The following is a 26,344-nucleotide window of genomic DNA, read 5'->3' on the forward strand; positions in this document are numbered from 1 at the left end:
AAGGCTGATCGGATGGGGTGGCGATGAAACTGACCCTGCTCTCCCGCTGCATGCGTGCCCTGTTGCCCCGTTGCGTACGCACCAAGGTGCGCTGGCGCCTGCTGCTGCTCACCTCGGTACCCATCATGCTCACCCTGGTGGGCATGATCGCGCTCACCCTCTACTGGACCCTCACCTACAGCTGGCAGAACCTGCTCACCACGGTGCGCAGCGATCTTGGGGTGGCCCACCACGCCATCACGGTGCAGCAGCAGCGCCAGACTGAGCATCTCGAGCATCTACGCGATGCCTGGGCCTTTCAGCTTCGGCTGCGGGAATCGCCGGATCAGTTGCATGACTGGGTGATGCCGCTGGCGGCCAACTATGGTCTCGATTTTCTGCGCTTGCGCCGTGGCCCCGAGCTGGATCAGCTGACGGCGCAGGAGCGGGCCGCCCTCACGGCCGGGCGCAGCGTCAGTCACTTCGTGGTCTGGTCACAGCAGGAGATGCTCGCCCTCTCCCCGCAACTGGCCAAGCGGGCTGTGCTGTGGCAGCGGGATGGCACCAGGGTGGTGGAGGACCGGGGGCTGATCAGCCTCTCACTGACGCCGGTGATGGGCCGAGACGGCTCCCTTTGGGCCGTGCTGGAGGGGGGCGAGCTTGTCAACGGCAGCACCCGGCTGGTGGATGAGCTCAAGGGGCAGGTGTTTGCCAAAAATACCCTGCCGGATGGCAGCGTCGGCACCGTTACCCTGTTTCTCGACGATCTGCGGGTGAGCACCAATGTGCCGGTCAGCAGCAGCCGTCAGGTGGGCCGGGCGGTGGGTACCCGGGTCTCGCCGCCAGTGCGCGAGCAGGTGCTGGGGCGGGGGGAGATGTGGGTTGACCGCGCCTTCGTCCACGACGCCTGGTATGTCTCTGGCTACGAGCCGCTGCTGGGAGCCAGGGGCGAGCGGCTCGGCATGCTCTATGTGGGCTTTCTCGAGTGGCCCATTATCCGCACCTACCTCACCAATCTGGTGGAGCTGGGTTCCGGCGTAGTGCTGCTGTTGCTGCTCTCCGGCCTGCTGGTCTATCGCGGCGCGCGGGATCTCTTCTCCCCCATCGAGCGGATGCACAAGGTGGTGCGGCAGGTGCAGGCCGGGGAGTCGGCTCGCATCGGCCCGCTGGCCCTCGACCCTGACCACGAGCTGGCCCAACTCGGTCGCCAGTTCGACGCCATGCTGGACAGGCAAGAAGCGCATCAGCAGCAGATGGCTCGCAGCGCCGACGAGCTGGAGCAGAAGGTGGCCGAGCGTACCCAAAGCCTCGAGCTCAAGACCGCCGAGCTGGAAGATCATATTCATATGCTGACCGAGGCGCGCCAGCAGCTGCTGATCAGCGAGAAGCTGGCGGCCCTTGGCGAGCTCTCCGCCGGGGTGGCCCATGAGATCAACAATCCGCTAGCGGTGATCCTCGGCAATGTGGAGCTGATGAAGCTGGAGCTGGGGGAGGCGGCCGAGCCGGTCAGCGAGGAGCTGGCGCTGGTGCTGGCCCAGATCGAGCGCATTCGTGCCATCACCCGCAGCCTGCTGCAATATTCGCGCCCCGGCGATTACGAGACGGCGCCTGTGTGGCAGCACCTTAACCCCATCATCGAGGAGAGCCTGACGCTGGTGCGCTCCGCCCTGCGCCAGCAGCAGGTGGAGCTGGTGGCCGATCTCAAGGCCCAGCAGCCCATCGAGGCGGATCGCCAGCAGCTGTTGCAGGTGCTGATCAACCTCTTGGTCAACGCCAGCCACGCGCTGGGGGAGCAGGGGGAGATCCGGGTCGAGAGCCGCGACTGGGTCGATGAACAGGGTCAGCTGCGCGGGGCAGAAGTGCGGGTGATCGATAACGGCAGCGGCATCGAGGCGGCCATTATCGACAAGATCTTCGACCCCTTCTTCACCACCCGCGCCACCGGCACCGGTCTGGGGCTGGCCCTGAGCCACCGCATCATCAGTCGCTGGGGCGGAGAGCTCTTGGTGGACTCCACCCCGGGGCAGGGGAGCTGCTTTACCGTGCGGCTGCGCAGCCACGCCCTGCTGCCCAGCGGCAGCGAGCCTGCGAAACTGGAAGGGTGGCGCATCGCCCTCAATGCCGAGGGGCGTGAGACAAGCGATTGATGCTGTTATAAAAAGGCCCGTGATAAAAACAGCCCGTCAACATGGTTGGCGGGCTGTTTTGTCGGTGGGTGAGTGGTTATTTACTGCGGGCTCCACACCAGCTTGCCGCTCTGGGTCAGGTCATAGCCGCCGAGGCGGGCAGCCAGCTCGCGCCCCTCGGGGGATTGCAGCCAGCCGATCAGCTGTTGCAGCAGGGTACGAAAAAAGACCCCCTGCGGCATCACCAGATCGAAGCACTCCTGTGACAGCGGCATAAAGCCGAGGCCAAACTCGGTGGCGGTGCTCTGGGCGCCGGGCCCGACGTCCGCATCGCCACGGCTGATGGCGGCGGCCAGCTCCCGCTCGCTGTTGACCTCGAGGGTGCGCTCCAGCCGGGTCAGCGACTCCCCCTGGGTTTGCAGCCACTCCTGCAGAGCGCGCTGGCTGCCTGCCCCCTCCTGACGCATGGCCCAGCGCCAGTCGAGCGCCTCTTTCGCCTCCTTGGGTTGCAGCCCCTGCCGCAGCACCAACCCCTGTACCCGCCTAAATCCATGAACGATCACCCATTGCCGGTGGCCCTGATACTGCTGCACCAGCGCCGGGTGGCGCAGGTGGGCTTCCTCGGCCTGCCCCCAGTGGATGGCGCAGAGATCCACATGGCCGCGTGCCAGCATCGCCAGCCCCTGACGGGTGCCGCACGGGGTGTAGCCCACCAGTGCCTGGGTGCCGAGCTGCCGGGCCAAGCGGCTGCTGGCGTAGTGCAGCAGCACGTCGTCCGAGCCCGCCAGCAGCAGCCGGTCGTTCATCACCCCCTCGTGGCAGCTGCCAAGCAGCCAGCGATCGAGCAGGGATCGCGGAAACAGCCACTTGCCGGTTGCCTTGGTGGCGGGGATGCGCGCCTCGTTGGCGAGCTGGTAGACCTTCTTCTCGTTGAGATCGAGGTACTCGGCCACCTGCTTCACATTCATAAATTCGTTCATGGTTTAATCCCGCATCCCGCGACCGGTCGAACCGGGCGCCAACACCGGCGGCTTCTCGTCCAGCACGATATGGTCGTGGCCGCTGAAGACCTCGAAATGGCGCCCCTTGGCGCGGGCAATCATGGTGATGCCGAGCTGGCGGGCGAGATCCAGTCCCATCTGGGTGACGCCGGAGCGCGACAGCAGCACCGGAATGCCCATCTGCGCCACCTTGATCACCATCTCCGAGGTGAGCCGCCCGGTGGTGTAGAAGATCTTGTCGTGGCCAGCCTCGCCACTCATCCAGAGCTCGCCCGCCAGAGTATCCACCGCATTGTGGCGTCCCACATCCTCGACAAAGGAGAGGATTTCGCTGCCGCGACAGATAGCGCAGCCATGGACGGCACCCGCCATCTTGTAGGTTTCGTTATGGGCCGACAGCGCCTTGAGCAGGGCGTAGAGGGTGCTCTGTTTAAGCTCGGGCGCCGCCAAGACCACCCCTTCGAGCTTCTTCATCACGCTGCCATACATGGTGCCCTGACCGCAGCCGGAGGTGACCGTCTTCTTCTCCAGCGACTTGTCGAGATCGGCGGCCTGCTGGCTGCTCACCACGGCGGCGGCCTCGCTCTCCCAGTCGACGATCACCGACTCGATGGCCGCAATATCCTCGATAAAGCCCTGATTTTTCAGATAACCCAGTACCAGTGCCTCGGGGCGGGCCCCCAGCGTCATCAGGGTTACGATCTCCTTCCAGTTGAGGTAGACCGTCAGTGGCCGCTCACAGGCGATTTGGCGGGTTTGCAGCGTGCCCTGCTCATCCATCACCTCGACGGCCATGGTGAGCTGGGCGGCTGCATTGCTTTTGATAAAGGTCGGTGTCATGGGCCCCTCGCGACCGGTTGCCGGGATCTAAGGGGAGGGATACAGCAAGTTTTGTTCCAGATTACTTTGGGCGAGATTCTCTTTTTTGGAGTTAAGTAGGTTCGAATAGCGGAGCGTATTCGGACGATCGCGAGATGTGCAGCCTTGAACTCGGGCGCATATCGCCAGGTCGTGACGCTATGCTTGGTTTTTCGGCTGCAAAAAGAGAAAGGGGATGGCTGAGAGTCCTTATTCCACAGTTTATCATTACGCAGCAAGCGGTATCTCCCCGCCGAATTGGTGCGGCATGATTGACCACTCTCGACAGAAAATGGAGTGACCGGTTAACGGATTTATCGTTGAGTCATCGGAATGACCGAATCAACCAATCGTTAGATACTCGATTGTCCGAATACGCTCCGCTATTCGAACCTACGGCCCTCATATTTTTAATTTGTATGGCAATGTGTTAATGTTGTTTTTAAAATTACCAATTAGTCATTTTCAATGGGGGGAGTAAAATGGAAGGGATTAAAGAATGGTTGCAAAGAAATATTTATGTAATGGCTGATTTCACTGACGAAACATACACGAGTATTTCTGATTTTAGTGTTATGTGGGCAATTTTCGAGGGTACTCAGTTACAAGATCGTCCTGAGGGGCGATCCGCGGTGGATGAGCTGGAATTTGTAGCACAACGAACTTTCTATTGTGCTACCGTTTTGGAGTACGCGCGCACTTACTGGTCACAGCGTTATATTGGAGCTGATGGTGAGGGAAATGATAAATTCAGAAGGCTAGGTTTTAGGCATAAACCGCATTCTGAATTAGTACTTCGAGTATTGAAAGGAGAGGTAGTCAATGAAGAGGAACGGATTCATGCTTTGCTGCTAATAGTATATCGTCTTCGAAATAATTTATTTCATGGTGAAAAGGACATGGCGAAAATTAACAGTCAAGTTGAGAATTTAACATATGGCGCTTTAGTGCTAAAAGACATTATTGAAGCTACAAGAAGACATGTATTTCTAAACGTGACATAAATATTATCTCGTATGTTGGGATGAATTGTAGGTTGGTGCTGAACGAAGTGAAGCCCAACGTTTACCGCGTGATCTTGTTGATGTAGGCAATCATTCTGGTCACTTGGTTATTGCCAGCACCAATCTGGATTGGGATGTGGGAAAATTGGTTTTTCTTTACATGTTGGGCTTCGCTGCGCTCAGCACCAACCTACGCTCTGCACCCACCTACGCTCCGCGCCAACCCATATCCCGCACGACAGGCCAACCCGCAGCAAAGCCCCTATCAACCACTAAACCTGCCTTGGCCCCACTCTTGCTAAGTCTTATCCCATTGATGGCCGTGGCCGCCCTGAATGTTCCCTCTGTGATCCGCCCCGAACGGGGTGGATTACGGGGGAGGGCGGCCCGGCAGAGACCTTCTGATGGGAGCCGTGACAGTGCAAGAGACAACCAATACCTTGCCCCCGCAGCGCTGGCTGCAACTGGAGTTAAAGGCCATCGACAGCCAGGTTGGCCGCTGGCAGAGCCGCCGTTTCGAGATAGCGGCGCTCCATCCCGCGCAGCCCGAGGCTGCAGGCGCCTTGCCCCTTACCCTGTTTCGCGATGAGCGGGGGGATTATCGCTTCAACCTGAGCTCCGGCTCGCCCCGCCTCTTTGTCACCGGAAGCCGCGTGGACAGTGGCTTTGTGGCCGATGGCCTGACCCTGAGCCAGACCGTGGCCGCCTCCTATATGGATGGCGAGCGGCAGGTGCTCTCCTGCCCGCTGCCCGAGGCGCTGCAAGCCTGGGTGGAGGCCTTTATCGGCCGCCACGGCGAGCTGCTGGAGGCCCGTCGCAAGGGCAAGAAGGGCAAGGGGCGGGCGCAGGATCAGTTGGGTGTCGATAGCCAGGATCAAGCCAGCTGCGGTGCCGTTAAAGCCACCGGCCCCGATGGCCGCGAGCGTGGCAGTGACAGCGGAAATCGCGCCCATGAGTGAGTTCCTTAAGCGCTGGTCGTCTCGCAAGAGTGAGGCGCGCAAGCATCAGGCATTGCAGCCAAGGGAAGAGGTTATCCCCGAGGCAGTTGCCGCCCCCATAGAAGGCAGTGGCGAAGGTGAAACTCCAGATACTGCGCTGGATAGCTCCGTAGTCAGCACTGACAAGGGGAGCAGTGAACCTCTTGCCGTTGAGAGGGCCGAGAGTGGCGAGCTGCCGCTAACAATGGGGCAGCCGGGCAAGCCAAAACTCCCCGACAGGGAGGCGCTGCGGGCCATGTTTCGCAGCCATAAACCGGATGGACTCGACGACTACACCCAGGACTTCAGCCAGCCCGAATTGCTGCCTGCGGCCCTGACCGCCGGGCTGCGCAACTGGCTGGTAGAGCAGGTAACCGCCCCGGAGAGCGAATCGGTCAATCCGGCCAGCGGATCCGCTGAACCGGTGGCGCTTGTCAGCGAACCTTCCACCGACGAGCTGGCTGATAACCATTCTCAAACCCATACCGACGATCGGGACATTTTGGTTTCCTCTGGTGGACAAAATGTCCCAACCAAAGGTGGGGAAATGGAACCCTCAGGATCCTGACTCCCTGTCAGTCACTTTTTTTCCGGGGGAGTTGGCTCGCCTCTTGCTCTCTCGGCTTACCAACAAGCGCCCATCCCATGAGGTGGCGCGCGCAGGAGTGTATGTGAGCACTGAACAAACATTGCCAAATCTGAGCCCAAATCTGGCCCACGGGGCGGGGACGGCCGAGCATAACGCGCGCGCTCGCGCCTATGCCCTGCAGCATACGGTCAAGACCGACAACCTGATCCCGGCCACTGTCTCATACCAGAGTCAGGGGCGCCTGCTGCTGGTCGGCCCGGAAGATCGGATTCGCCGCGCCGCCAGCCTGCTGCCCGCCGGGGTGAAGCCCACCCTGCTGGTGACCGAAGCGGTCCACGATGCCGAGGCGGTCGATCTCGAAGCCATTTTTGATGCCACCGCATCCCTCGCGGCCCTGACCCTGCGCGAGCCGAGCCTGACAGGGTATCTCGGCCAGTTCCAGCTCACTGGCCTCAATGGGCAGGGTGAGCGGGTTAATCTGGCTGCGCTCTGCTTTCCACAACAAACGGTTGTTGGTAGCGAACCGCGCTTCGATCTGGTGGCCGATCTGGGCCGCGCCCCGCTCTTTGCGCTGGAGCGCCCGCCGGTCGGTTATCTGCATCTTGCCGATGATCAAGGGCTGGCCGAACGGCTTGCCGAGCTCTGCGCGCTGACCGGTATCTTCGACAAGCCGCGCTATTTTCGCCTCGACCCCGAGGCGTGCGCCTTTACTGCCCGCGGCGTGCCCGGTTGCAGCCGTTGTCTCGATGTCTGCCCGACCGATGCCCTCAAGCCCATCAATGGTCGCATCCAGATCGATCCCCATCTCTGTCAGGGCTTCGGTAGCTGTGCCTCTGCCTGTCCGACCGGGGCGATTGCCTATCACCAGCCCGATGCCAACACCAGCGGCGACTACCTGCTGCGCTTGCTCAAGCACTACCGGGAGGCGGGCGGCGACGCGCCTCGGTTGTTGATCGCCGGTGAAAACGAGCGCGAATGGGTGGAGGCCGAACTTACCCGCCTGCCCGCCAACTGGCTGCCGGTCTGGGTGGAGGAGAGCGCAAGCTTAGGCATCGAGAGCTGGTTCGCCGCACTCGCCTATGGCGCCAGCGCGGTGCGCATTGCGCTGGGTGACGATGCTCCCGCCAGCGTGCGGGCATTGGTTGAACGGGAGCTGGCGAGCGCCGCCGTGCTGCTGGCGGGCGCTGTGCTTGCTACCGATCGCATTGCTCTGTTTAACCCGGATGCTGGTGAGCCTGTTTCCGGCCAGCCAGCCGTTGCCCTGCTGGAGAAGCCGCTCAAGGGAGACAAACGGGAGAACCTCTTTGCCGCCTTCGATGCCCTCTGGCAGGCCAACGAAGGGCGCCGCGAGCCGCTGGCGGTGCCCCACGGTGCCCCATACGGCAGTGTGGAACTCAAAGAGTCTGACTGCACCCTCTGCATGGGCTGCGTGGCGGTCTGCCCGAGCCGTGCCCTGCATGCGGTGGGGCACACTCCGGGTCTCAACTTTATCGAGCAGGATTGCATCCAGTGCGGCATGTGTGAAAAGGCGTGCCCCGAGCAGGCCATCGTACTGGTGCCCCGCCTGCAACCCGTGCCCGAGGCGCGCCGCGCCGTGCAGAGCCTGAAAGCCGAAGAGGCGGCCTGCTGCATTCACTGCTCCAAGCCGTTCGCGCCCGCCTCGATGATCCGCCGTATCCAGCAAAAACTGGCCGGTCACTCCCACTTCCAGAACGAGGCCGCCCAGCGGCTGCTGATGTGCGAGGAGTGTCGGGTCAAGGATGTGTTTGCAGCGCTGGCGGCGGATCCCGTCTCCCAGCTCAAGGTGTGAGGGCCAGTGATGAGTGAACAACATAACGAAAAGGCTGGCGAACTGACTATGACCGAACTGGAACAGAGCAGCGCCGATCTCTACGCCCTGCTGGCAAGCCTCTGGCGCGCCGCTCCCCGTGGCGAACAGCTCGCCTGGCTGCAAGGGTTGCAGGCTATGCCGGGCCCCTTTGCCAGAGGGCTGGGGCTGGTGCAGCTGGCAGCCAGTAGCCACCACGAAAACGAGCTTGCCGAGGAGTATCAGGATCTCTTTATCGGGCTGGGGCGCGGGGAGATCGTGCCGTTTGCCTCCTGGTATCTCACCGGCTCATTGATGGAGCTGCCGCTAGCGGTACTGCGCGCAGATCTGCAGTCCCTCGGTTTTGAGCGCCAGAGCGGAGTGTGTGAGCCGGAAGATCATCTCGCCGCCCTCTGTGAGGTGATGGCGGTACTGATTGGCGAGCAACACCCGGAGCGCAACCGCTTCTATGAGCGCCACCTTGCCCCCTGGGTACTCGCCTGCTGCCGCGATCAGCAACAGGCGAAAGGGGGTAGCTTCTACCGGGCAGTCGGCGCCCTTGCCGAAGATTTCTTCAAGCTGGAAAACGAATTGCGCCTGCCGTTTGGCGCCTGCGTGGTGAAGGGCTGAACGCTTTTGTCCACCCGCAACAAAACGAGCAGACGAGATATCCCATTGGACGCGAAGCTGGCGCACAGGCGCCAGCAAGAACAACAACAGAGGTCACAAGAATGAGCGATGAACAGCTGAAAGACCCGTCCCGCCGCAATCTGATCAAGGGAGTTGGCGTGGTCGCCACCATAGGTGTGCTGGCCGGTGCCACCGGCCGGGTGGTGGGCAAAGAGGTGTTGACCCACGACACCGAGCCTGATCAGGGCTATCGGGAGACCCCCCATGTTCACGACTTTTATCGCACCCTGCGCGGCACCGACTGAGCCGGATCAGTGAAGGAGAACTCATGAAACTGACGAAACGTGCCGAGCAGCCTCAAGTGGGCGAGCAGGGCAATGAGGCCATTCGCGGTCAGGGGCTGACCCGTCGCGCCTTTATGGTCAACTCCGGTCTGGTAGCCGGTGGCGCCGTGGCTGCCGGTTGGCTGGCACCAGCCATGATGCAGCGGGCGGAGGCCAAAACCGTGGCGGCCGACGTGCCGGTCGAGGTGAAGCGCACCATCTGTTCCCACTGCTCGGTGGGCTGCGGCGTCTATGCCGAGGTGCAGAACGGCGTCTGGACCGGTCAGGAGCCGGCCTTTGATCACCCCTTCAACCTTGGCGGTCACTGCGCCAAGGGAGCGGCCCTGCGCGAGCACGGCCACGGTGAGCGTCGCCTCAAGTACCCGATGAAGCTGGTGGGTGGCAAGTGGCAGCGCATCAGCTGGGATCAGGCCATCGAAGAGGTAGGCAATGAAGTGCTGCGTCTTCGCAAGGAGTCCGGCCCCGACAGCGTCTACTGGCTCGGCTCCGCCAAGCACTCCAACGAGCAGGCCTACCTGTTTCGCAAGATGGCGTCGCTTTGGGGCACCAACAACGTGGATCACCAGGCGCGGATCTGCCACTCCACCACGGTCGCTGGCGTCGCCAACACCTGGGGCTACGGCGCCATGACCAACAGCCTGAACGACATGCACAACAGCAAGTCGATCATGTTTATTGGCTCCAACCCAGCGGAGGCCCACCCGGTCGCCATGCAGCACATCCTGCTGGCAAAAGAGCGCAACGGCTGCAAGATTTTGGTGGTCGACCCGCGTCGCACCCGCACCGCCGCCAAGGCAGACATGTACCTCTCCCTGCGTCCGGGCACCGACGTCGCCTTTATCTGGGGCATGCTCTGGCACATCTTCAAGAACGGCTGGGAAGATAAAGAGTTCATCCGCACCCGTGTCTACGGCATGGATGAGGTGCAAAAAGAGGTGGCGCGCTGGACTCCGGCGGAAGTGGAGCGGGTAACCGGCCTCAACGAACAGCAGGTCTATGGCGCCGCCAAACTGCTGGCCGACAACCGCCCCGGCTGCGTGGTCTGGTGCATGGGCGGCACCCAGCACACCACAGGCAACAACAACACCCGCGCTTACTGCATCCTCGAACTGGCCCTCGGCAACGTGGGCAAGAGCGGGGCGGGCACCAACATCTTCCGTGGCCACGACAACGTGCAGGGGGCCACCGACTTTGGCGTCACCTCCGACTCCCTGCCCGGCTACTATGGGCTGGAAGAGGGCTCCTGGAAGCACTGGGCCCGGGTGTGGGATGTGGATTACGAGTGGATCAAGGCGCGCTTTGACAACAAGGCCTACAACGGCAAGCTGCCGATGAACAACAACGGCATTCCGGTCTCCCGCTGGGTGGACGGGGTGCTGGAGAACGCCGATCTCATCGAGCAGGGCTCCAACATCCGCGCCATGTTCTACTGGGGCCATGCGGTCAACTCCCAGACTCGCGGCCCGGAGATGAAGAAGGCGATGCAAAAGCTCGACATGATGGTGATTGTCGACCCGTACCCCACCGTCGCCTCGGTGATGAACGATCGCACCGACGGCGTCTACCTGCTGCCGGCCACCACTCAGTTCGAGACCTATGGTTCCGTCACCGCCACCAACCGCTCCATGCAGTGGCGCGACAAGGTGATTGAGCCTCTGTTCGAATCCAAGGTCGATCACGAGATCATGTATCTGCTGAGCAAGAAGCTTGGCTTTGCCGACCAGCTGTTCAAGCACATCAAGGTCGAGAACAACCAGCCGCTCTTGGAAGACATCACCCGCGAGTACAACCGCGGCATGTGGAGCGTGGGCTACACCGGCCAGAGCCCGGAGCGGCTCAAGGCGCACCAGCAGAACTGGCACACCTTCCACAAGACCAACCTCAAGGCCGAAGGCGGCCCGGTCAGCGGCGAAGTGTATGGTCTGCCCTGGCCCTGCTGGGGCACCCCTGAGATGAAGCATCCCGGCAGCCACATCCTCTACGACACCAGCATTCCGGTATCGGAAGGGGGCGGTGGTTTCCGCGCCCGTTTCGGCATCGAGTATCAGGGCGTCTCGCTGCTCGCCGAAGACTCCTGGCCGAAAGGGAGCGAGGTGGAAGACGGTTATCCCGAGATCACTGCCGACCTGATGAAGCAGCTCGGCTGGTGGGATGAGCTGACCGAGGCCGAGAAGAAAGAGGCCGAGGGCAAGAACTGGAAGACTGATCTCTCCGGCGGTATCCAGCGGGTCGCCATCAAGCACGGCTTCGTGCCCTACGGTAACGCCAAGGCGCGCTGCGTAGTGTGGACCTTCCCGGATCAGGTGCCCAAGCACCGCGAGCCGCTCTACACCCCGCGCCGGGATCTGCTGGCCGACTACGCCACCTGGCCTGATTCGAAGAGCCTGTGGCGCCTGCCGACCCAGTACGCCTCGGTGCAGGAGAAGGATGTCAGCAAGGAGTTCCCGATCATCCTCACCTCCGGCCGTCTGGTGGAGTATGAGGGGGGCGGCGACGAGACTCGCTCCAACCCCTGGCTGGCTGAATTGCAGCAGGAGATGTTCGTCGAGATGAACCCGGCGGATGCCAACGACGTCGGGGTGGGCGACGGTCAGGATGTGTGGGTCGAGGGGCCGGAAGGGGGCCGGGTCAAGGTGAAGGCGCTGGTGACCCCGCGGGTCAAACCGGGGCTTGCCTTTATGCCGTTCCACTTCGGTGGCCACTTCGAGGGCAAGGATCTGCGATCCAAATATCCGGAAGGGTCTGACCCCTATGTGCTGGGGGAGTCGGTCAACATAGTCACCACCTATGGTTATGACCCGGTCACCCAGATGCAGGAGACCAAGGTCACCCTGTGCCGTTTTCGCAAAGTAGGAGCCTGATCTCATGGCCAGAATGAAATTCATGTGTGACACCAAGCGCTGCATCGAGTGCAACGGCTGTGTGACGGCGTGCAAGAACGAGAACGACGATGCCCTCGAGTGGGGCATCCAGCGTCGCCGGGTGGTGACCCTCAACGACGGCCTGCCGGGAGAGACCTCCATCTCGGTCGCCTGCATGCACTGCACCGACGCCCCCTGCATGGCGGTCTGCCCGGCCGACTGCTTCTATCACACCGACGACGGCATCGTGCTGCACAACAAGGATCTCTGCATCGGTTGCGGCTACTGCCTGTTTGCCTGCCCGTTCGGGGCGCCCCAGTTCCCGAAGACCGCCGCCTTTGGCGATCGGGGCAAGATGGACAAGTGTACCTTCTGCGCCGGTGGCCCGGAAGAGGATCACAGCGAAGCGGAGCGCCAGAAGTACGGCGCCAACCGCATTGCCGAGGGCAAGCTGCCCATGTGTGCCGAGCTCTGCTCCACCAAGGCGCTGCTGGCGGGGGATGCGCAGGTGATCTCCGATATCTTCCGCGAGCGGGTTGCCTATCGCGGTGCCAAGGATGCGGCTTGGGGTAATGGCGATGAGCTGTTCCACGATGCCAGCAAGCTGAACAAGCAGGGAGGGGCGGCATGAAAACCTGGCTAATGGCCCTGTTTGCTGCCCTGCTGTTGGTGAGTACCGCAAGTTTCGCCGATGCCGAGAAAGAGGCGGTCGGCTTTGCCGGCGCCGATTATTGGCGGGCGGTGAAGGATGGGCAGGAGGGGGTGACCACCTCCCGCTCGCCGGAGCACGGGGTGCTGATCTCGGTGCCGGGCCAGCTCTGGTTCGAGGTGAAGACCAAGTGGGTGTCGCCGCTCGGCGCCATCGCCATCTTCGGATCGCTCGCCATGTGTGGCCTGATGTACCTGGTGGTGGGGCAGACCAAGCTCTCCAAACCGCGCACCGGGCGCAAGCTCAAGCGCTGGAGCAGGCTGGATCGGGCGCTGCACTGGACCACGGCGGCCATGTTCCTGACCCTCTCCGGGTCGGGCCTGGCCATCATCTACGGCAAGTACTTCATCAAGCCGGTGGTGAGCCTCGGGGTGTGGGAGAACTGGATCTGGTTCGCCAAGGTGTTCCACAACTACGTGGGGCCGCTCTTCTTCCTCTGCCTGATGGGGGTGCTCATCAAGTGGTTCCGCCACAACATCGTCAACATGGTGGATGTGCAGTGGTTCATGAAGTTTGGCGGCATGCTCGGCAAGCACAAGGGGAGTCACCCCTCGGCGGGCTTCTCCAACGGTGGCGAGAAGGCGATCTTCTGGCTGCTGATCTGGTTTGGCGGCATTGTGGTGGCGACCGGGCTGTTCCTCGACTTCCCCATCTTCGGCCAGCTGCGTCGCCAGATGGAGTGGGCCAGCTTCATCCATATCGTAGGCGCCTTGATCCTCATCTGCGGCTTTATCTTCCATATCTACATGGGCCTGTTCCAGCTGGAAGGGGCGCTGGAGGGGATGGTGACCGGCGAGGTGGACGAGACCTGGGCCAAGGAGCACCACGACCTCTGGTATGAAGAGGTGAAGCACACCCTCGATGAGCCCAAGGCGGGCAAATCAAGCTGATGGTCGACAAAGAGTAAAGAGAAGGGGCGCTGCGGCGCCCCTTTTGATGGCGGGTCGATCGTGATGGCAAATTGATTGAGCGATGCCGCAAACGGCGATGGTTTTTTGGGCCACCTTGAGCAACAGTAACAGGGGTTCCATTCACACAAGGGATGACAAATGATGAGAAAAGCATGGCTGGCAGCGGTATGTGCATCTGCGCTCTTCGGTGGTATTGCGGGCGTGGCGCAGGCGGCTGACGGGATCAAGACCCAGCAGGTGCAGTTCAAGAAGGGGGAGTCAGGGGCAACCATCAACGGCACCATTCAGGGTAGTCAGACCCTCGATTACAAGCTGACGGCCAACAAGGGGCAGAGCATGGTGGTGATCCTGACCGGCAAGCCCTACTTCAATATTCTGCCGCCGGGCAGCAAGGGGGAGGCGATGTTTATCGGCTCTACGGAAGGGAACAACTTTGAGGCGACCCTGCCTGCCAAGGGCACTTATACCATTCGGGTCTACCAGATGGGGGCGGCCGAGAGCAGCAAGGCCAAGACGCCGTTCAAGCTGGAGGTGGGCATCAGCGGCTAATGCCAGCAGCTGACAAGCATCACAGAGGTGGCGGCCACAAAGGGCCGCCACCGTTGTTTTATCACCTCTGTTTTTGCCTCGCCAAGGTTAATAGTCCCCCCGGGCCAGCCGCTCGAAGTAGCGCTGATAACGTCCGCTGGCGATGGCCTGCTGCAACTGTTGATTGAACTGATCCCGCAGTTTGGCTGAATCCGGCATCTTGCGCGGGAACATCACAAAGCTGTCGTTGCGCAGAAAAGGGGTCTGACTGTGGGTGATGAGTGCCGCGCTGGTGGGGTCGAGCTGGCTCTGCAACTCGGCCAGACCGACTCGCAGCTCTTGCGGATAGAGGTCGATCCGTCCGCGCAGCAGCTTGCCGAAATTCTGTTTCACGTCGGTGACTTTCTGTTGGGTTACCTTGCCATCGGCCACCATCTTGTCCAGCTCGGGCCCGTAGCTGTAGGCGATATCGCCCCCCAACCGCATGCCGATGATCTGCTCAAGGCGCTCGGCCTGCAGCTGCCGTGATTTGAGGGAGAAGAAGACAAACTGCTCCTGCAGCACCGCTTCGCTGAACAGAAAATCCTGTTCCCGCTCCGGTTTGTGCATCCAGACGGCGGTGGCGTCGTAGAGCTGGCTGTTGGCCGCCAGCGAATAGACCCGACCCCAGGGGGCGAAGTGGAACTTCACCTCATAGCCCGCCTCCTTGAACAGATCGCTGATGAGGTGGGCCACTGGCCCGTGCTGTTTTGACTGCTCGGAGACGAAAGGGGGCCATTCACCCACGATGATGTTGAGCTCCCGGCCCGGCGCGGCGAGAGCCGACTGGCAGGTCAGAAATAGCCACAGAGCAAGCAGCGGGATCAGGCGCATGGCAGAAAGAAGGGGACGCAGGCTGGCAGAGGCGAGGGCATCAGGTCACTCCCGGCTGTGATGCGGTGAAAGGGGCTGGGTTGCCCGCAATGCTAACATGAGTCTCATTCCTTGCCGTGGATATTTGTCTCGCCGGGGTCGCCGGGCGCCTATTTTGGCCGCAGGGTATGCCCAAGCTCACAAAACCGATCGAGTAAACGTCATATGATTGATTTCATTATGAGTCTTGCTCTCCTGCCGAACGGCAATTTCACGTAAATCAAAGAGAATGACTATGGCTACCGGACAATATCTGCTGTGGAAAGATGCACAGGGACAAGATTTTCGCCCCGTTGCACTGACCGGCACTGATCTGCTTAACAATCGATACCTCAACAAGGGCACGGCCTTCACCGAACAGGAGCGGGCCGATTTTGATCTCGATGGTTTGCTGCCGCCTCAGGTGCAAACTTTTGAAGCCCAGCTCGAGCGAGTGTATGAGGGGTTCAAGAGCGCTTGCAGCGATATCGAGAAGTACCAGAACCTGCGTGCCCTGCAGGATCGCAACGAAACCCTGTTTTATGCCCTGTTGTCACGCCATGTGGAGGAGATGACTCCCTACATCTATACCCCGACCGTGGGCAAGGCGTGCCAGGAGTTCAGCCACCGCTTCCAGAAGCCGCGCGGCCTCTACATCACCCCGGACAACGTGGATGACATGGGCAGTCAGGCCCGTCACTTCGATGCCAAATCGATCCGCATCATAGTCGTCACCGACAGCCAGGGCATTCTGGGGATCGGTGACCAAGGTGTTGGCGGCATGGGGATCCCCATCGGCAAGCTGGCGCTCTATACCCTGGGTGCCGGTATTCACCCCGCCTGCTGCATGCCCATCGCGCTGGATGTGGGCACCGACAATCAGAAACTGCTCGATGACCCCATGTATCTGGGCCGCCCCCACAAGCGTATTCGCGGCAAGGAGTATGAAGAGTTCATCGACAAGTTCGTGCAGGGGGTCAAGCGCCACTTTCCCAATGCCGTGCTGCAGTGGGAAGACTTCAGCAAATCCAATGCCTTCAACAATCTGGCCCGCTACCAGCAGGCACTGCCGTCATTCAACGATGACATTCAGGGCACCGGTGCCGTGGTGCTGGCCGGTATCATCGGCGCGGTCAAGGTCAAGGGGGAGACCCTGGGCCAGCAGAACTATCTGGTCTATGGCGCTGGCGCCGGCGGGGTTGGCGTCGCGGATCAGATCTGCGCGGGGATGATCCGCGAGGGGATGGATCCGCAGGCGGCCCGCGATCGCATCTACATCCTGGATACCCAGGGGCTGGTGTGCGACAACCGGGACGGGCTCGACGAGTACAAGCGTCGCTACGCCAAACCTGGGCTGTTGTTGGCGGGTTGGGATACCGAGGTGCCCGGCAAGGCCAATCTGGCCGATGTGCTGCGTCATGTGCCCATTACCGTGCTACTGGGTACCAGCGGCTCGGGCGGGGCCTTCCAGGAAGAGCACATCCAGCTGATGCTGCAGCATTGCGAGCGCCCCATGGTATTCCCGCTCTCCAACCCGACCGCCAACTGTGAAGCGCTGCCGGAAGATATCTACCGTTGGAGCAATGGCAAAGCCATCGTTGCAACCGGTAGTCCGTTCAAGGATGTGAGCTACGAGGGGCAGGAGTTCAGGGTCGGGCAGGGCAATAACGTCTTTATCTTCCCCGGTGTAGGTCTGGCGGCCATCGTCAGCCAGCTCCGCGAGATCACACCCGATGTCTTCACTACTGCCGCCTTTGCGCTGGCTGAGTGCGTGAGTGAGGTGGACCTGGCGAAAGGAGCCGTCTATCCCCGCATTCGCGAGCTGCGCAGCATCTCGGTGCATGTGGCGACCGCCGTGCTCAAGGATATCGTGCGCCGGGATCCCTCCCACCCGCTGATCGGTCAGGATTTGCAGCAGCATATCCTCAACCACATGTGGGAGCCGGTTTACCTGCCCTATCGTCGGGTATAACCGCATATTCACCGCCGAGATAACGGGTCGGTAAAGATGACAAGGGGGTAGCGCTGCTACCCCCTTTCGTTTATCCCCGTGGCATTCACTAAGTTCGCAATGGCCGCCAGCGCCCTTCCTGATTGCGACAGGCGGTATCCTGCCACTGCTGGCTCGCCTTACCGATATAGAGTTGCTCGCGATAGTCGCGACACCACTCCCCGCCGGGATGGCGGAAGGTGCGTAGCGGGGTGACGCTACCCGAGTGACGATTAGCCGGATTGAACCAGGTGAGGCTCTGCCCTTTGGTGCGGGTTTCCAGCGCCTTGGCAAGGGCCTGATTGGCCAGTTGAACATCAGCCTTATCCATCTGATGGTAAAGTGGCGGAGTGTCGACCGTGGCGCAGCCAGAGAGGCCGAGCAGGAGGAGTGTTATCAGATATCGCATCATGGTTGCCCCTGTTGGCGAAAACCGTTGTTGAGCAGCGCCCGCTCCTGATCATCGGTAAGCACTTGCTGGCGATCATCGACCGTGCCATCACCTCTTAGTTTGTTGCCGTTGGCATCGACAGCATCCACACCGTTGTCATCGACCGTGCCATCGCCCCTGAGTTTGTTGCCGTTGGCATCGACGGCATCCACACCGTTGTCATCGATGGTGCCATCACCCCTGAGCTTGTTGCCATTGGCATCGACGGCATCCACACCGTTGTCATCGACTGTGCCATCGCCTCTGAGCTTGTTGCCGTTGGCATCGACGGCATCCACACCGTTGTCATCGATGGTGCCATCGCCTCTGAGCTTGTTGCCATTGGCATCGACCGCATCCACGCCGTTGTCATCAACGCCATTGCCAAACCCGCGGCCACCCCCATGGCGTTCTCCCCCTGCATGTTTTTCTCCACCAGCATGCCGTTCACCTCCACCATGCTGCTCTCCGCCGGCATGCTCGCCTTGGCCGCCACTGTCATCGCTGCCCCCATCGCTGTCGCTGCCACCGCCGCTGTTGCTGCCTCCGCCGTTGTCGCTGCCTCCGCCGCTGTTGCCACCACCGCCGCTGTCGCTGCCACCGCCGCTGTTGCTGCCGCCGCCGCTGTTGCTGCCGCCGCCGCTGTTGCTGCCGCCGCCGCTGTTGCTGCCGCCGCCGCTGTTGCTGCCCCCATCGCTGTCGCTGCCACCGCCGCTGTTGCTGCCTCCGCCGTTGTCGCTGCCTCCGCCGTTGTCGCTGCCACCGCCGCTGTTGCTGCCTCCACCACTGTTGCCCCCACTGCCACCATCGCCATCTTTGTTGTGAACGATCAGCTCATTGGCTATGTAGCTGTGGCTGCCATCGAGCAGCAGATTGAAGAGTGCGGTAGTGGGAGATGCCTCGATCCAGCAGAGTGACTCAACCAGCAGTAATTCCGGCTGGGGTTGCAGGGCCAGATTGCCCGTCACCATGGCAGGTGCCGGGCGACACATTATCTGCATGCCGGTAAATAGCGGCAGCACTGCCAGTTGCGGGTTTTCGGTTCGGGTCATGGCCGGTGAGATGGCCGCCCAGCCCCGAGTGGTCAGCAGAGGGTGCTCTGCGGTAAAGAACGGGGGCAGATCATTGATCCCGTAGAGTCTGCGTTTGCCTAGTATGACCCGTTCGATCGCCATGATCCGGTTACTGCCGCCGTGCTGATCCAGCACCCGTTCACCGACCCGCAGCGTCTCTATAGGGCGGGTGGAGCCATCGGCCATCGTGATGCGAGTGCCGGCGATAAAGCAGGACTTGGCATAGGCCTGATTCATTTGCCACTCATTGTGGGCGAAATCATAACTGAACGGGTTTGCAAACAGGGCGAGTGCGATGGCCGAGCCGATCAGCAATCTGCGCTGGCTGGCCTTGAATGGGGGCTGTGACATGGGGACTCCTTGTCCATCTTGATTCACAGGATCCATTATAGAGCGCCCCCTGGCGGCGGCATTTTTGACCATGAACACAATAAACATGATGGAAAAACGATTGGCGTTCGTCACAATAATGCGTAAAATCGCATACTCGATGCTTGTAGCAACGAATCCCGCCTAAAAAGCCAGTTTCATGCCCTTCCCAAGCAGTAAAAGGTAACAAGTGACGCATTTGTGTTCATTTCGCGCCTTGAAAAAGTCTTGTGATAACTGAAAAGTGATAAATATCCCCATCAGTTATCAAAAAATTAAGGACATCCATGTTTTCCTTAGTCAAGCAAAGTGTCGCCGGGCTGCAAATCCTGTTTGTCGCCTTCGGTGCCATGGTTCTGGTGCCTCTGCTCACCGGATTGAACCCCTCCATGGCCCTGCTTGGCGCCGGTGTAGGCACCCTGTTGTTCCAGCTCTGCACCCGCCGCCAGGTCCCGATTTTCCTCGGTTCCAGCTTTGCCTTCATCGCCCCCATCATCTACGCCACCCAGACCTGGGGATTGCCATCCACCATGTTTGGCCTGTTTGCCGCCGGTTTCATGTATTTCATTCTGGCTGCGCTGATCCGGGCAAAAGGGATGGGCTTTGTGCACAAATTGCTGCCGCCCGTGGTGATTGGCCCGGTGATCATGGTCATCGGTCTTTCTGTGGCGCAGGTTGCCTGCAACATGGCGATGGGCCGTGCCGGTAGTGAGCAGGTAGTACCAGCGGGTACTGCGCTGACGCTGGCTGGTATCTCGCTGGCGGTCACCCTGATTGCAGCTGTGTTCTGCAAGGGGTGGATCAAGCTGATCCCCATCCTGTGCGGCGTGATTGCTGGTTATGTCTCGGCGGTATTCATGGGCCAGGTGAGTTTCGATGGTATGGTGAACGCCCCCTGGCTGGCGCTGCCCCACTTCGAAACCCCGGAGATCAACTGGGCTGCTGCGTTGTTCATGTTGCCGGTAGCCATCGCCCCCTGTATCGAGCATATCGGTGGCGTGTTGGCGATTGGTGGCGTGACTGGCAAGGATTACACCAAGGATCCGGGTTTGCACCGTACGCTGGCCGGTGACGGTATCGGCGTCTGCTTCGCCGGTTTCATCGGTGGCCCACCCGTGACCACCTACGCCGAAGTGACCGGTGCCGTGATGATCACTCGCAACTTCAATCCGGTCACCATGACCTGGGCTGCGGTGTTTGCCATCATTCTGGCCTTCTTCGGCAAGTTCAATGCGCTGCTTACCTCCATCCCGATGCCGGTGATGGGCGGTATCATGCTGCTGCTGTTCGGATCCATCGCTGCCATCGGTCTCAAGACGCTGGTGGAATCCAAGGTGGATCTGGGGCTGTCACGCAATATCGCCATCGTTGCCGTGACTCTGACCGTCGGTGTCGGTGCGCTGGAGATGAAGATTGGCGACTTCGCGCTGGCCGGCGTTGGCCTGGCCTCCGTTGCCGCCATCCTGCTCAACCTGATCCTGCCTGCGCACTCCGAAGAAGGAGTGATGGACGCGGCCAAGGACTGAGTTTCACCAGACGTTGATTGTTGATTTGGAGAAGGCCACCTCGCGGTGGCCTTCTCATTTTCGGATATCTAGCGCCACTTTTTGGCTCGACGGAGCTCATCTGGAATCTAATTTGGAAGCAGATGAGGGGGTTAGCATTCTCATTTGACGTATCTCTTTTCGTGACCTTAGCTAAAGGACAGGTTTGGCTCTGAGGTCTCCTCGAGCAGTATGGGAAAATGGATGTTGGCGTTTTCTATCATTTCTCTCCCAGACCCCTGTCATAAAACGATGCGCTTTTTCTTTGCCACGGCGCTGTTGTATGGCAGAGGCTTATCCGCCCCACTCCGCACTCCCCTTATGCTGCACTGGAATGTTTCCTCCTCGATTTGTTGTGAGCCTCCCTCGCCGGTTGCGTTTCGTTGCGCACAGGCAAAATCCGGATCTGTTTGCTGCTGCACATGGGTGGGCGGCGAGCCGTGAAAGCCGGCATGACCCCAGCGGGTCAGACGTGCACCGCCATCGGTAACGGCGGATGTTCAGGGATGAATGGCAAGCAAAGCGAGGTTGCAATGAACTATCAACTGCTGTGGAAAAGTGCAATTTTTTCAGTCACTTCCATGATGGCGATAAGCGCTGTTCAGGCTGCGCCACTGAATGTGATGACCGAGGATTACCCGCCATTCAACATGCAGGGGGAGGGGGGCAAGATTGTCGGGCTGTCGACCGAGGTGGTCGAAGAACTGTTCAAGCGTGCTGGAGTCGAATACAAGCTGACCCTGATGCCTTGGAAACGGGCGTACGAAGATACCCTCGGTACTCCTAATACCGCCCTCTACTCCACGACCCGCACTCCGGAGCGGGAAGCACTGTTCAAGTGGGTAGGGCCGCTGGTCAATAACAACTGGGTGTTTTTCTCCAGTTCGACCGCCAATATCACGGTCAAGTCGCTGGAAGATGCCAAGCAGTATTCGGTGGGTGGCTATAACGGTGATGCGGCCGCCGAATATCTCAAGGCCCAGGGATTTGCCAAGTTGCAGCTGGCGGCCAACGATACCGCCAACGTGAAGAAACTGGAGGCGGGCCGCATCGATCTCTGGGCTACCGGCCAGTATCTGGCCCCCTATCTGGCCAGCAAGGAGAAGGTGGCCTCACCCAAGCCGGTCTTCGTGTTCAAGGAAACCCAGATGAGCTTGGCGTTTAACAAGGACACGCCCGATGAGCTCATCACCAAGCTCAACGAGATCCTAGCAGCCATGAAGGCGGATGGCACCATCGACAAGATCAATGCCAAGTACCAGTAACAGTACCAATAGCAAGTGCCACTCAATGGCACTGCGCCGGCTGCCGTAAAACCGGGAGGAAACCATGGATTGGAAAAGTCTGACGTTCAGGATTGCCGTGTTGACCTCCCTGTCGGTGAGTCTGCTACTGGTGTTGTTTGGCGCTTACAACTACAACGCGGTCAGGGCGGAGAGCTACAGCAAACAGAGTGCGCTGGTCGAACAGGCCATCGGCCGGCTGCAGCTCTCCCTGCCCGGCCCGCTGTGGAATTATGAATCGGCCTTCATCGAGGCATCGCTCAAGTCCGAGCTGGCGGCCGATATCCTGAGTGCTTTGCTGGTGGTCAACAAGGACAAGCTGGTGGCCGGGTTTGCCCGTGATTCGGCGGGGGACATTGCTCCCGTGACAGCCATGCCTGCCGATACCGCTGCCTATGGGGGATATGATCTGGTCTATGACGACAGCGGCCAGAAAAACACCGTGGCCCGATTGCTGGTGCAAACCAGTGATGCCGCCATTCAGGCCCAACTGCGCCAGCAGTTGATCACCACCGTCTGGCAGATCCTGGTGCTCGATCTCTGCATCATCGCGTTGCTGATGGTGCTGATTCATCGCAATGTGCTCAGGCCGCTCCATCAGATGAATCAGGCGGTGTTTGATCTGGCCAAAGGAGAGGGGGATCTGACCCGGCGTCTGAAGATCAGCCGTCAGGATGAGATGGGCGCGCTGGCCACCAACATCAACCACTTTATTGCCAAGTTGCAGGAGATGGTGGCGGAGATCAACGAGCTCTCTGCCGGTGTGTTGCAAACCGCCGAACTCTGTGACGCCCTCTCGGCAGATACCCGGGTAGGCAGTGACGCCCAGCAATCCGAGCTGGATCAAGTCGCCACCGCCATCACCGAGATGAGTCAGGCAGTGCAGGAAGTGGCTGGCAATGCGGTGAAAACCTCTGGCGCCACCGATGAGGCCAACCTCTATGTGGAGCAGGGTTACAATCTGGCGGGCCATGCCAATGAGGCCATCCATCAACTGGTGGGGGAGGTGGAGCGGGTCGCCACCCTGATGCGCACCCTTTCGACCGAAAGCAGCAGCATTGGCACCATCATCGAGGTGATCAACGGCATTGCCGAGCAGACCAATTTGCTTGCCCTCAACGCGGCCATCGAGGCGGCGCGGGCGGGTGATCAGGGGCGCGGTTTTGCGGTGGTGGCGGATGAGGTACGCACCTTGTCGGGCCGTACTCGCCAGTCGACGGAGGAGATCAGCGCCAGTATCAAGCGGTTGCAGCAAGCGACCCAGAATGTCGGTGCCGGCATGCAACAGAGTCAGGAGAAGGCATCCCGCGCCGGAATCGAGGCGGCAGATGTGCAGATATCGGTGGAGAAAATTAAAAATCAGGTCAGCCTGATCCGCGAGATGAACATGTATATCGCCCAGGCATCGGAAGAACAACACTCGGTGGCGGAGGCGGTCAGCCACAGTGTCAACCGGATTGCGACGCTGAACAGCGAGAGTGCGGCCAGAGTGGCACAGGTTGCCGAGGCCAGCAGCGATCTGCGGCAGCTGTCGGCCCAACTCGACACCCTGCTCAAGCAGTTTCGGGTCTAGTCACTTAACTTCGCCCCGTTGGATCATCCTGCGGGGCAGGCCGGTTCCCATTATTTTGAGGCGCGGCGAGATGTCGTGAGGGGCAAGGGGCCTTGTCCTGCAGCGCTTTTCGTCATGCCCATGTCACTGTTCAGCTGAGATTGGCGTGATCGTGATACGCGAAACTCGCAGCATCATGCTCTGCCCGATACGCAGTCCGACAGCGCTGGACGCATATTTTCATTTTCCCCGCTCATGCCTGCCTGCATCTATTGTGCCGCTGATCTCGACCCTTTAGAATTTCGTTTAATTACAGCGAGTCCTGAGCCGCCATCTGGCTTTATCAGGTGTGGAATCCCATCTTCTTCATGATGAATGCAAATAACAGGTGGTTGGTATGACGGGGGTTGCGCCAGGCAATAACATATCAGCCTATCACTTCGGTGATTATGTCTTTGATGTCAAAAGGCGAGAGCTGATCTTCTGTGCCGACAAGGACAACTTGCAAAGCGCCCGGGTGGTGCGTTTGTCATCGGCAGAGAGCCTCATTTTCAGCTATCTGCTCGATCACCATGACGAGGTGTGCGACAAGGATCTGTTGCTCGAAATCGGCTGGTTGGGTCGCCCCATCAGCCCCAACTCACTGAACGTGGCCATCGCCAATATTCGTCGCCACTTCGCCTCATCCCCCCAGACGCTGGATATCAGAAGTACCCCGAAAAAAGGGTACTCCCTGCATCTGAACTGCAAGATGAAGAGCTATTACGGCAAGGCACTGCCAACAGAGAGTGAGCCCTTGCCCGAGCCGATGAGCGAGCCCACGCCTGCAGCGGCTGCGCAGCCACCGTCGACATCACCAAGCTCCGACCACGAGGTCATCAAAGAGCCTGCTGCTCCCCGTTCTTTTGGTGAGCGCGCCAAACTTGCCTTTCTCAGCGGTATCGGGCGGCCAATGCTGGCAAGGGGCCTGATATACGTCAATCTGCTACTGGTTGTGCTGGTGGCGTTTGTCGCCAGCTATCTCCATTTCGAGTGGCTCCATGTGCACTGCACCGACTCGCCGACCGGCGTTGTTTGCCAGATGGAGGCACGGAGCGATGTGCCACCAGTCAAACCGGCATCGCTGGTGCTGGTCTCCGGCCACCAGGTTCGCGTGCTTTCCTATAAAGAGCTCGAAAAAACGCTGTAAGGGATCTCTGATGAAACGAACGCTGAAAAATACCTTGCTGCTGTTGCCACTGCTTGTCGTGTTGCTGTTTGTGGTCGGGATGTTTATCAACAGTCTGGGCTGCCATTACGACCTGAAAATGTCGGCCAATGGAGTCAACTATCACGGGGTGTGCCGCTGGGGCAAAATCACCGTGATCGAAGAGGAGGAGGCGACCAGGGAGAAGTGGCGGGTGACCGGTTTTCAACTGACCTTCTTCAACCAGCTTGTTTACCTCATCGACAGTCGTACCCAACTGCACGAATCGGGTAACGATGACTCCTATCTCAATGAGTACAACCTGATCCAGTCGCAATATGCGCTGGTCAACTATGCTTGGGTGCCGCTGACCGAAAACAAGGTGGCAATTTTCCAGCGCGATCCGGTGCATGAGGTCGTGATTGCCCAGCGAGATGGCTGGTTCGATCTCTACCGCTGGTTCTTCCCCCCGGCACCGCTGGTGCCTGTTCAGCCGCAAAGCGCAGGTGCCGGGCGTCCCGCTAGCTTCTAAGCAACTTGCACCAGGGGCCGGTGATATCGCAGTGGCCTGTCTCATCACTGTTTTGCCAGCCCAGCCTATGGTAGAAGGCTACTGCCGCCGTGTTGCGGGTCGCAACCTTGAGCGAGCCGTGCGGCGAATCAGCGAGGCCCCGCTCCAGCAGGGCGCGCCCGATCCCCTGGCCGTGCCAGTCGCTTGACACATAGAGGTGATGGACGAAGTGATCGGGCTGCCAGATGGCGATAAAGCCGCAGATATTGCCCCCCTGCTCGGCTACCCACACCTGTTCACCTTTGCTCTGTTCCTCGAAATCCTCGAGTTGGAAACGGGCGGGATCGACCCAGTGAAAGGTGTGGCGGCGACTCTTTAAAAACAGCCGGGCCAGTTGGGGAATGTCGTGTTCTTCCATGAGCCGGATCATGATGCCCTCCCGGATCAAGCCAATGTTCATTGAGGCAGCTGCACAGGGGCAGGTTAATCGATGCAAATGACAAGGGTGTGATTAAGCACTGTCCATTGTATTTGCCATGGGGCTATACTGCCGGAGTCCCTTGTATGGATGGCTTGAGGATCGCTGATTTATGGACAATAAACTGATTGAAGGCAACATTTTTGTTCCGGCGCACATAGACGATGTCTGGCACGCCTGGACTACCGAAAGCGGTCTGCGCAGTTTTCTGGCTCCCGAATGTTTGATGGTGGCCGAACCGAATGGTCCTTTCGAGATCTACTTCAGGCCTGATGCCCCACTGGGTGAACGTGGCAGCGAAGGGTGCCGGGTCATGGCTGTCATGCCCTATGACTTGCTCAGTTTCAGCTGGAATTTCCCGCCCACCCTACCCCATATCCGCCAGCAAAAGACCCAGGTTTGCCTGCGATTTGTGCCGGAAGGGCAGGGCACGCGCCTCTACTTCCTGCAGAGCGGTTGGGCCAATGATCCGGATTGGGATCAGGGTTATGCCTATTTTCGGGAAGAGTGGCTGGAGACCAGCCTGCCACGGTTGCAATACCGTTTTACCCATGGCCCCATCGACTGGAACAATCCGCCAGACAAGGCGCAGTTGAAGGCGCTGGCCCAGTAATCCCGGATATCAGACATAAAAAAAACCGGCCAAAAGGCCGGTTGAAACAGTTCAGGCTTGTCAGGTGACAAACGTATCCAGCGGATGAGAGTCGCTTTCC

24 protein-coding genes are annotated in these 26,344 nt (G+C 60.1%); 18 read left to right on the forward strand and 6 right to left on the reverse strand.

What is annotated here, in order from left to right; all coding sequences use genetic code 11:
- The first annotated feature begins 23 nt into the window (after positions 1-23).
- Complete coding sequence (locus AB5Y67_RS05585) at positions 24-2,126, forward strand: HAMP domain-containing sensor histidine kinase (protein ID WP_168769842.1); 2,103 nt, start codon at positions 24-26, stop codon at positions 2,124-2,126.
- Between the two features lie 80 nt (positions 2,127-2,206).
- Here the strand turns inward: AB5Y67_RS05585 and AB5Y67_RS05590 are convergent, their stop codons facing one another.
- Positions 2,207-3,073: a helix-turn-helix transcriptional regulator gene (locus AB5Y67_RS05590; RefSeq protein ID WP_104014986.1), complete on the reverse strand. Its 867-nt coding sequence runs from the start codon at positions 3,071-3,073 to the stop codon at positions 2,207-2,209.
- Between the two features lie 15 nt (positions 3,074-3,088).
- Positions 3,089-3,946: a formate dehydrogenase accessory sulfurtransferase FdhD gene (locus AB5Y67_RS05595; protein WP_110302535.1), complete on the reverse strand. Its 858-nt coding sequence runs from the start codon at positions 3,944-3,946 to the stop codon at positions 3,089-3,091.
- 500 nt (positions 3,947-4,446) lie between these two features.
- On the opposite strand from AB5Y67_RS05595, the gene AB5Y67_RS05600 reads away from it, so the two are divergent.
- The 10 genes from AB5Y67_RS05600 (at position 4,447) to AB5Y67_RS05645 (ending at position 14,345) form a co-directional block, all read left to right on the forward strand.
- Positions 4,447-4,968: a hypothetical protein gene (locus tag AB5Y67_RS05600; RefSeq protein ID WP_133249544.1), complete on the forward strand. Its 522-nt coding sequence runs from the start codon at positions 4,447-4,449 to the stop codon at positions 4,966-4,968.
- A gap of 404 nt (positions 4,969-5,372) precedes the next feature.
- Positions 5,373-5,927 (forward strand): DUF3305 domain-containing protein, encoded by a 555-nt coding sequence (locus tag AB5Y67_RS05605; RefSeq protein ID WP_199428285.1) that lies wholly within the window; start codon positions 5,373-5,375, stop codon positions 5,925-5,927.
- Positions 5,920-6,513, forward strand: coding sequence for a DUF3306 domain-containing protein (locus AB5Y67_RS05610; protein ID WP_199428284.1), 594 nt, complete (start codon positions 5,920-5,922; stop codon positions 6,511-6,513). Before AB5Y67_RS05605 ends, AB5Y67_RS05610 begins: the two co-directional genes overlap by 8 nt.
- Positions 6,514-6,616: 103 nt before the next feature.
- Entirely contained in the window at positions 6,617-8,344 is a 1,728-nt protein-coding gene (locus tag AB5Y67_RS05615; RefSeq protein ID WP_199428283.1) for a 4Fe-4S binding protein, read from the forward strand.
- 9 nt (positions 8,345-8,353) lie between these two features.
- Complete coding sequence (locus tag AB5Y67_RS05620) at positions 8,354-8,971, forward strand: molecular chaperone (RefSeq protein ID WP_040065378.1); 618 nt, start codon at positions 8,354-8,356, stop codon at positions 8,969-8,971.
- A gap of 101 nt (positions 8,972-9,072) precedes the next feature.
- Entirely contained in the window at positions 9,073-9,276 is a 204-nt protein-coding gene (locus tag AB5Y67_RS05625) for a transcriptional initiation protein Tat (protein ID WP_110302531.1), read from the forward strand.
- Positions 9,277-9,299: 23 nt separating this feature from the next.
- Positions 9,300-12,176, forward strand: coding sequence for a formate dehydrogenase subunit alpha (locus AB5Y67_RS05630; protein ID WP_199428282.1), 2,877 nt, complete (start codon positions 9,300-9,302; stop codon positions 12,174-12,176).
- Positions 12,177-12,180: 4 nt separating this feature from the next.
- Positions 12,181-12,807: a formate dehydrogenase FDH3 subunit beta gene (gene fdh3B / locus AB5Y67_RS05635; RefSeq protein ID WP_005334799.1), complete on the forward strand. Its 627-nt coding sequence runs from the start codon at positions 12,181-12,183 to the stop codon at positions 12,805-12,807.
- The gene (locus AB5Y67_RS05640) at positions 12,804-13,775 is read left to right on the forward strand and encodes a formate dehydrogenase subunit gamma (protein WP_005334792.1); all 972 of its coding nucleotides are present in this window, start codon (positions 12,804-12,806) and stop codon (positions 13,773-13,775) included. The genes fdh3B and AB5Y67_RS05640 overlap by 4 nt, the downstream gene beginning before the upstream one ends.
- Before the next feature lie 159 nt (positions 13,776-13,934).
- Positions 13,935-14,345, forward strand: coding sequence for a hypothetical protein (locus tag AB5Y67_RS05645; RefSeq protein ID WP_013723543.1), 411 nt, complete (start codon positions 13,935-13,937; stop codon positions 14,343-14,345).
- Positions 14,346-14,432: 87 nt separating this feature from the next.
- Here the strand turns inward: AB5Y67_RS05645 and AB5Y67_RS05650 are convergent, their stop codons facing one another.
- Complete coding sequence (locus AB5Y67_RS05650) at positions 14,433-15,197, reverse strand: ABC transporter substrate-binding protein (protein ID WP_199428281.1); 765 nt, start codon at positions 15,195-15,197, stop codon at positions 14,433-14,435.
- 274 nt (positions 15,198-15,471) lie between these two features.
- Here AB5Y67_RS05650 and AB5Y67_RS05655 point away from each other — a divergent pair, with 274 nt between their 5' ends.
- Positions 15,472-17,187 (forward strand): NAD-dependent malic enzyme, encoded by a 1,716-nt coding sequence (locus AB5Y67_RS05655; RefSeq protein WP_199428280.1) that lies wholly within the window; start codon positions 15,472-15,474, stop codon positions 17,185-17,187.
- A gap of 88 nt (positions 17,188-17,275) precedes the next feature.
- Here the strand turns inward: AB5Y67_RS05655 and AB5Y67_RS05660 are convergent, their stop codons facing one another.
- Together AB5Y67_RS05660 and AB5Y67_RS05665 are read right to left on the reverse strand one after the other, a co-directional pair.
- Positions 17,276-17,617 carry an RT0821/Lpp0805 family surface protein gene (locus AB5Y67_RS05660; RefSeq protein WP_199428279.1) on the reverse strand — a complete coding sequence of 114 codons (342 nt, stop codon included), beginning with the start codon at positions 17,615-17,617 and terminating at the stop codon, positions 17,276-17,278.
- On the reverse strand, positions 17,614-19,059 hold the full coding sequence (locus tag AB5Y67_RS05665) for a hypothetical protein (RefSeq protein ID WP_199428278.1): 1,446 nt from the start codon (positions 19,057-19,059) through the stop codon (positions 17,614-17,616). The genes AB5Y67_RS05660 and AB5Y67_RS05665 overlap by 4 nt, the downstream gene beginning before the upstream one ends.
- A gap of 305 nt (positions 19,060-19,364) precedes the next feature.
- On the opposite strand from AB5Y67_RS05665, the gene AB5Y67_RS05670 reads away from it, so the two are divergent.
- From AB5Y67_RS05670 to AB5Y67_RS05690, 5 genes are all read left to right on the forward strand, one after another.
- On the forward strand, positions 19,365-20,603 hold the full coding sequence (locus AB5Y67_RS05670) for a uracil-xanthine permease family protein (protein WP_005334784.1): 1,239 nt from the start codon (positions 19,365-19,367) through the stop codon (positions 20,601-20,603).
- 551 nt (positions 20,604-21,154) lie between these two features.
- On the forward strand, positions 21,155-21,886 hold the full coding sequence (locus AB5Y67_RS05675) for an ABC transporter substrate-binding protein (RefSeq protein WP_199428276.1): 732 nt from the start codon (positions 21,155-21,157) through the stop codon (positions 21,884-21,886).
- A 64-nt stretch (positions 21,887-21,950) separates the two neighbouring features.
- Positions 21,951-23,477 (forward strand): methyl-accepting chemotaxis protein, encoded by a 1,527-nt coding sequence (locus AB5Y67_RS05680; RefSeq protein ID WP_199428275.1) that lies wholly within the window; start codon positions 21,951-21,953, stop codon positions 23,475-23,477.
- 376 nt (positions 23,478-23,853) lie between these two features.
- Positions 23,854-24,645 carry a winged helix-turn-helix domain-containing protein gene (locus AB5Y67_RS05685; RefSeq protein WP_158109533.1) on the forward strand — a complete coding sequence of 264 codons (792 nt, stop codon included), beginning with the start codon at positions 23,854-23,856 and terminating at the stop codon, positions 24,643-24,645.
- A 10-nt stretch (positions 24,646-24,655) separates the two neighbouring features.
- Positions 24,656-25,174, forward strand: a complete 519-nt coding sequence (locus AB5Y67_RS05690) for a hypothetical protein (RefSeq protein ID WP_005353702.1) — start codon at positions 24,656-24,658, stop codon at positions 25,172-25,174.
- Here AB5Y67_RS05690 and AB5Y67_RS05695 read toward each other — a convergent pair.
- The gene (locus AB5Y67_RS05695; protein WP_199428274.1) at positions 25,164-25,583 is read right to left on the reverse strand and encodes a GNAT family N-acetyltransferase; all 420 of its coding nucleotides are present in this window, start codon (positions 25,581-25,583) and stop codon (positions 25,164-25,166) included. The genes AB5Y67_RS05690 and AB5Y67_RS05695 overlap by 11 nt on opposite strands.
- Positions 25,584-25,743: 160 nt before the next feature.
- Between AB5Y67_RS05695 and AB5Y67_RS05700 the strand changes: the two genes are divergently transcribed.
- A complete protein-coding gene (locus AB5Y67_RS05700; protein WP_139741077.1) occupies positions 25,744-26,244 on the forward strand; it encodes an SRPBCC domain-containing protein in 501 nt (166 codons plus the stop codon).
- Positions 26,245-26,344 lie beyond the last annotated feature (100 nt).

Origin of the sequence: Aeromonas sp. s12 (assembly GCF_040907925.1) — a bacterium.
GTDB classification, from domain to species: Bacteria; Pseudomonadota; Gammaproteobacteria; order Enterobacterales; family Aeromonadaceae; genus Aeromonas; species Aeromonas veronii.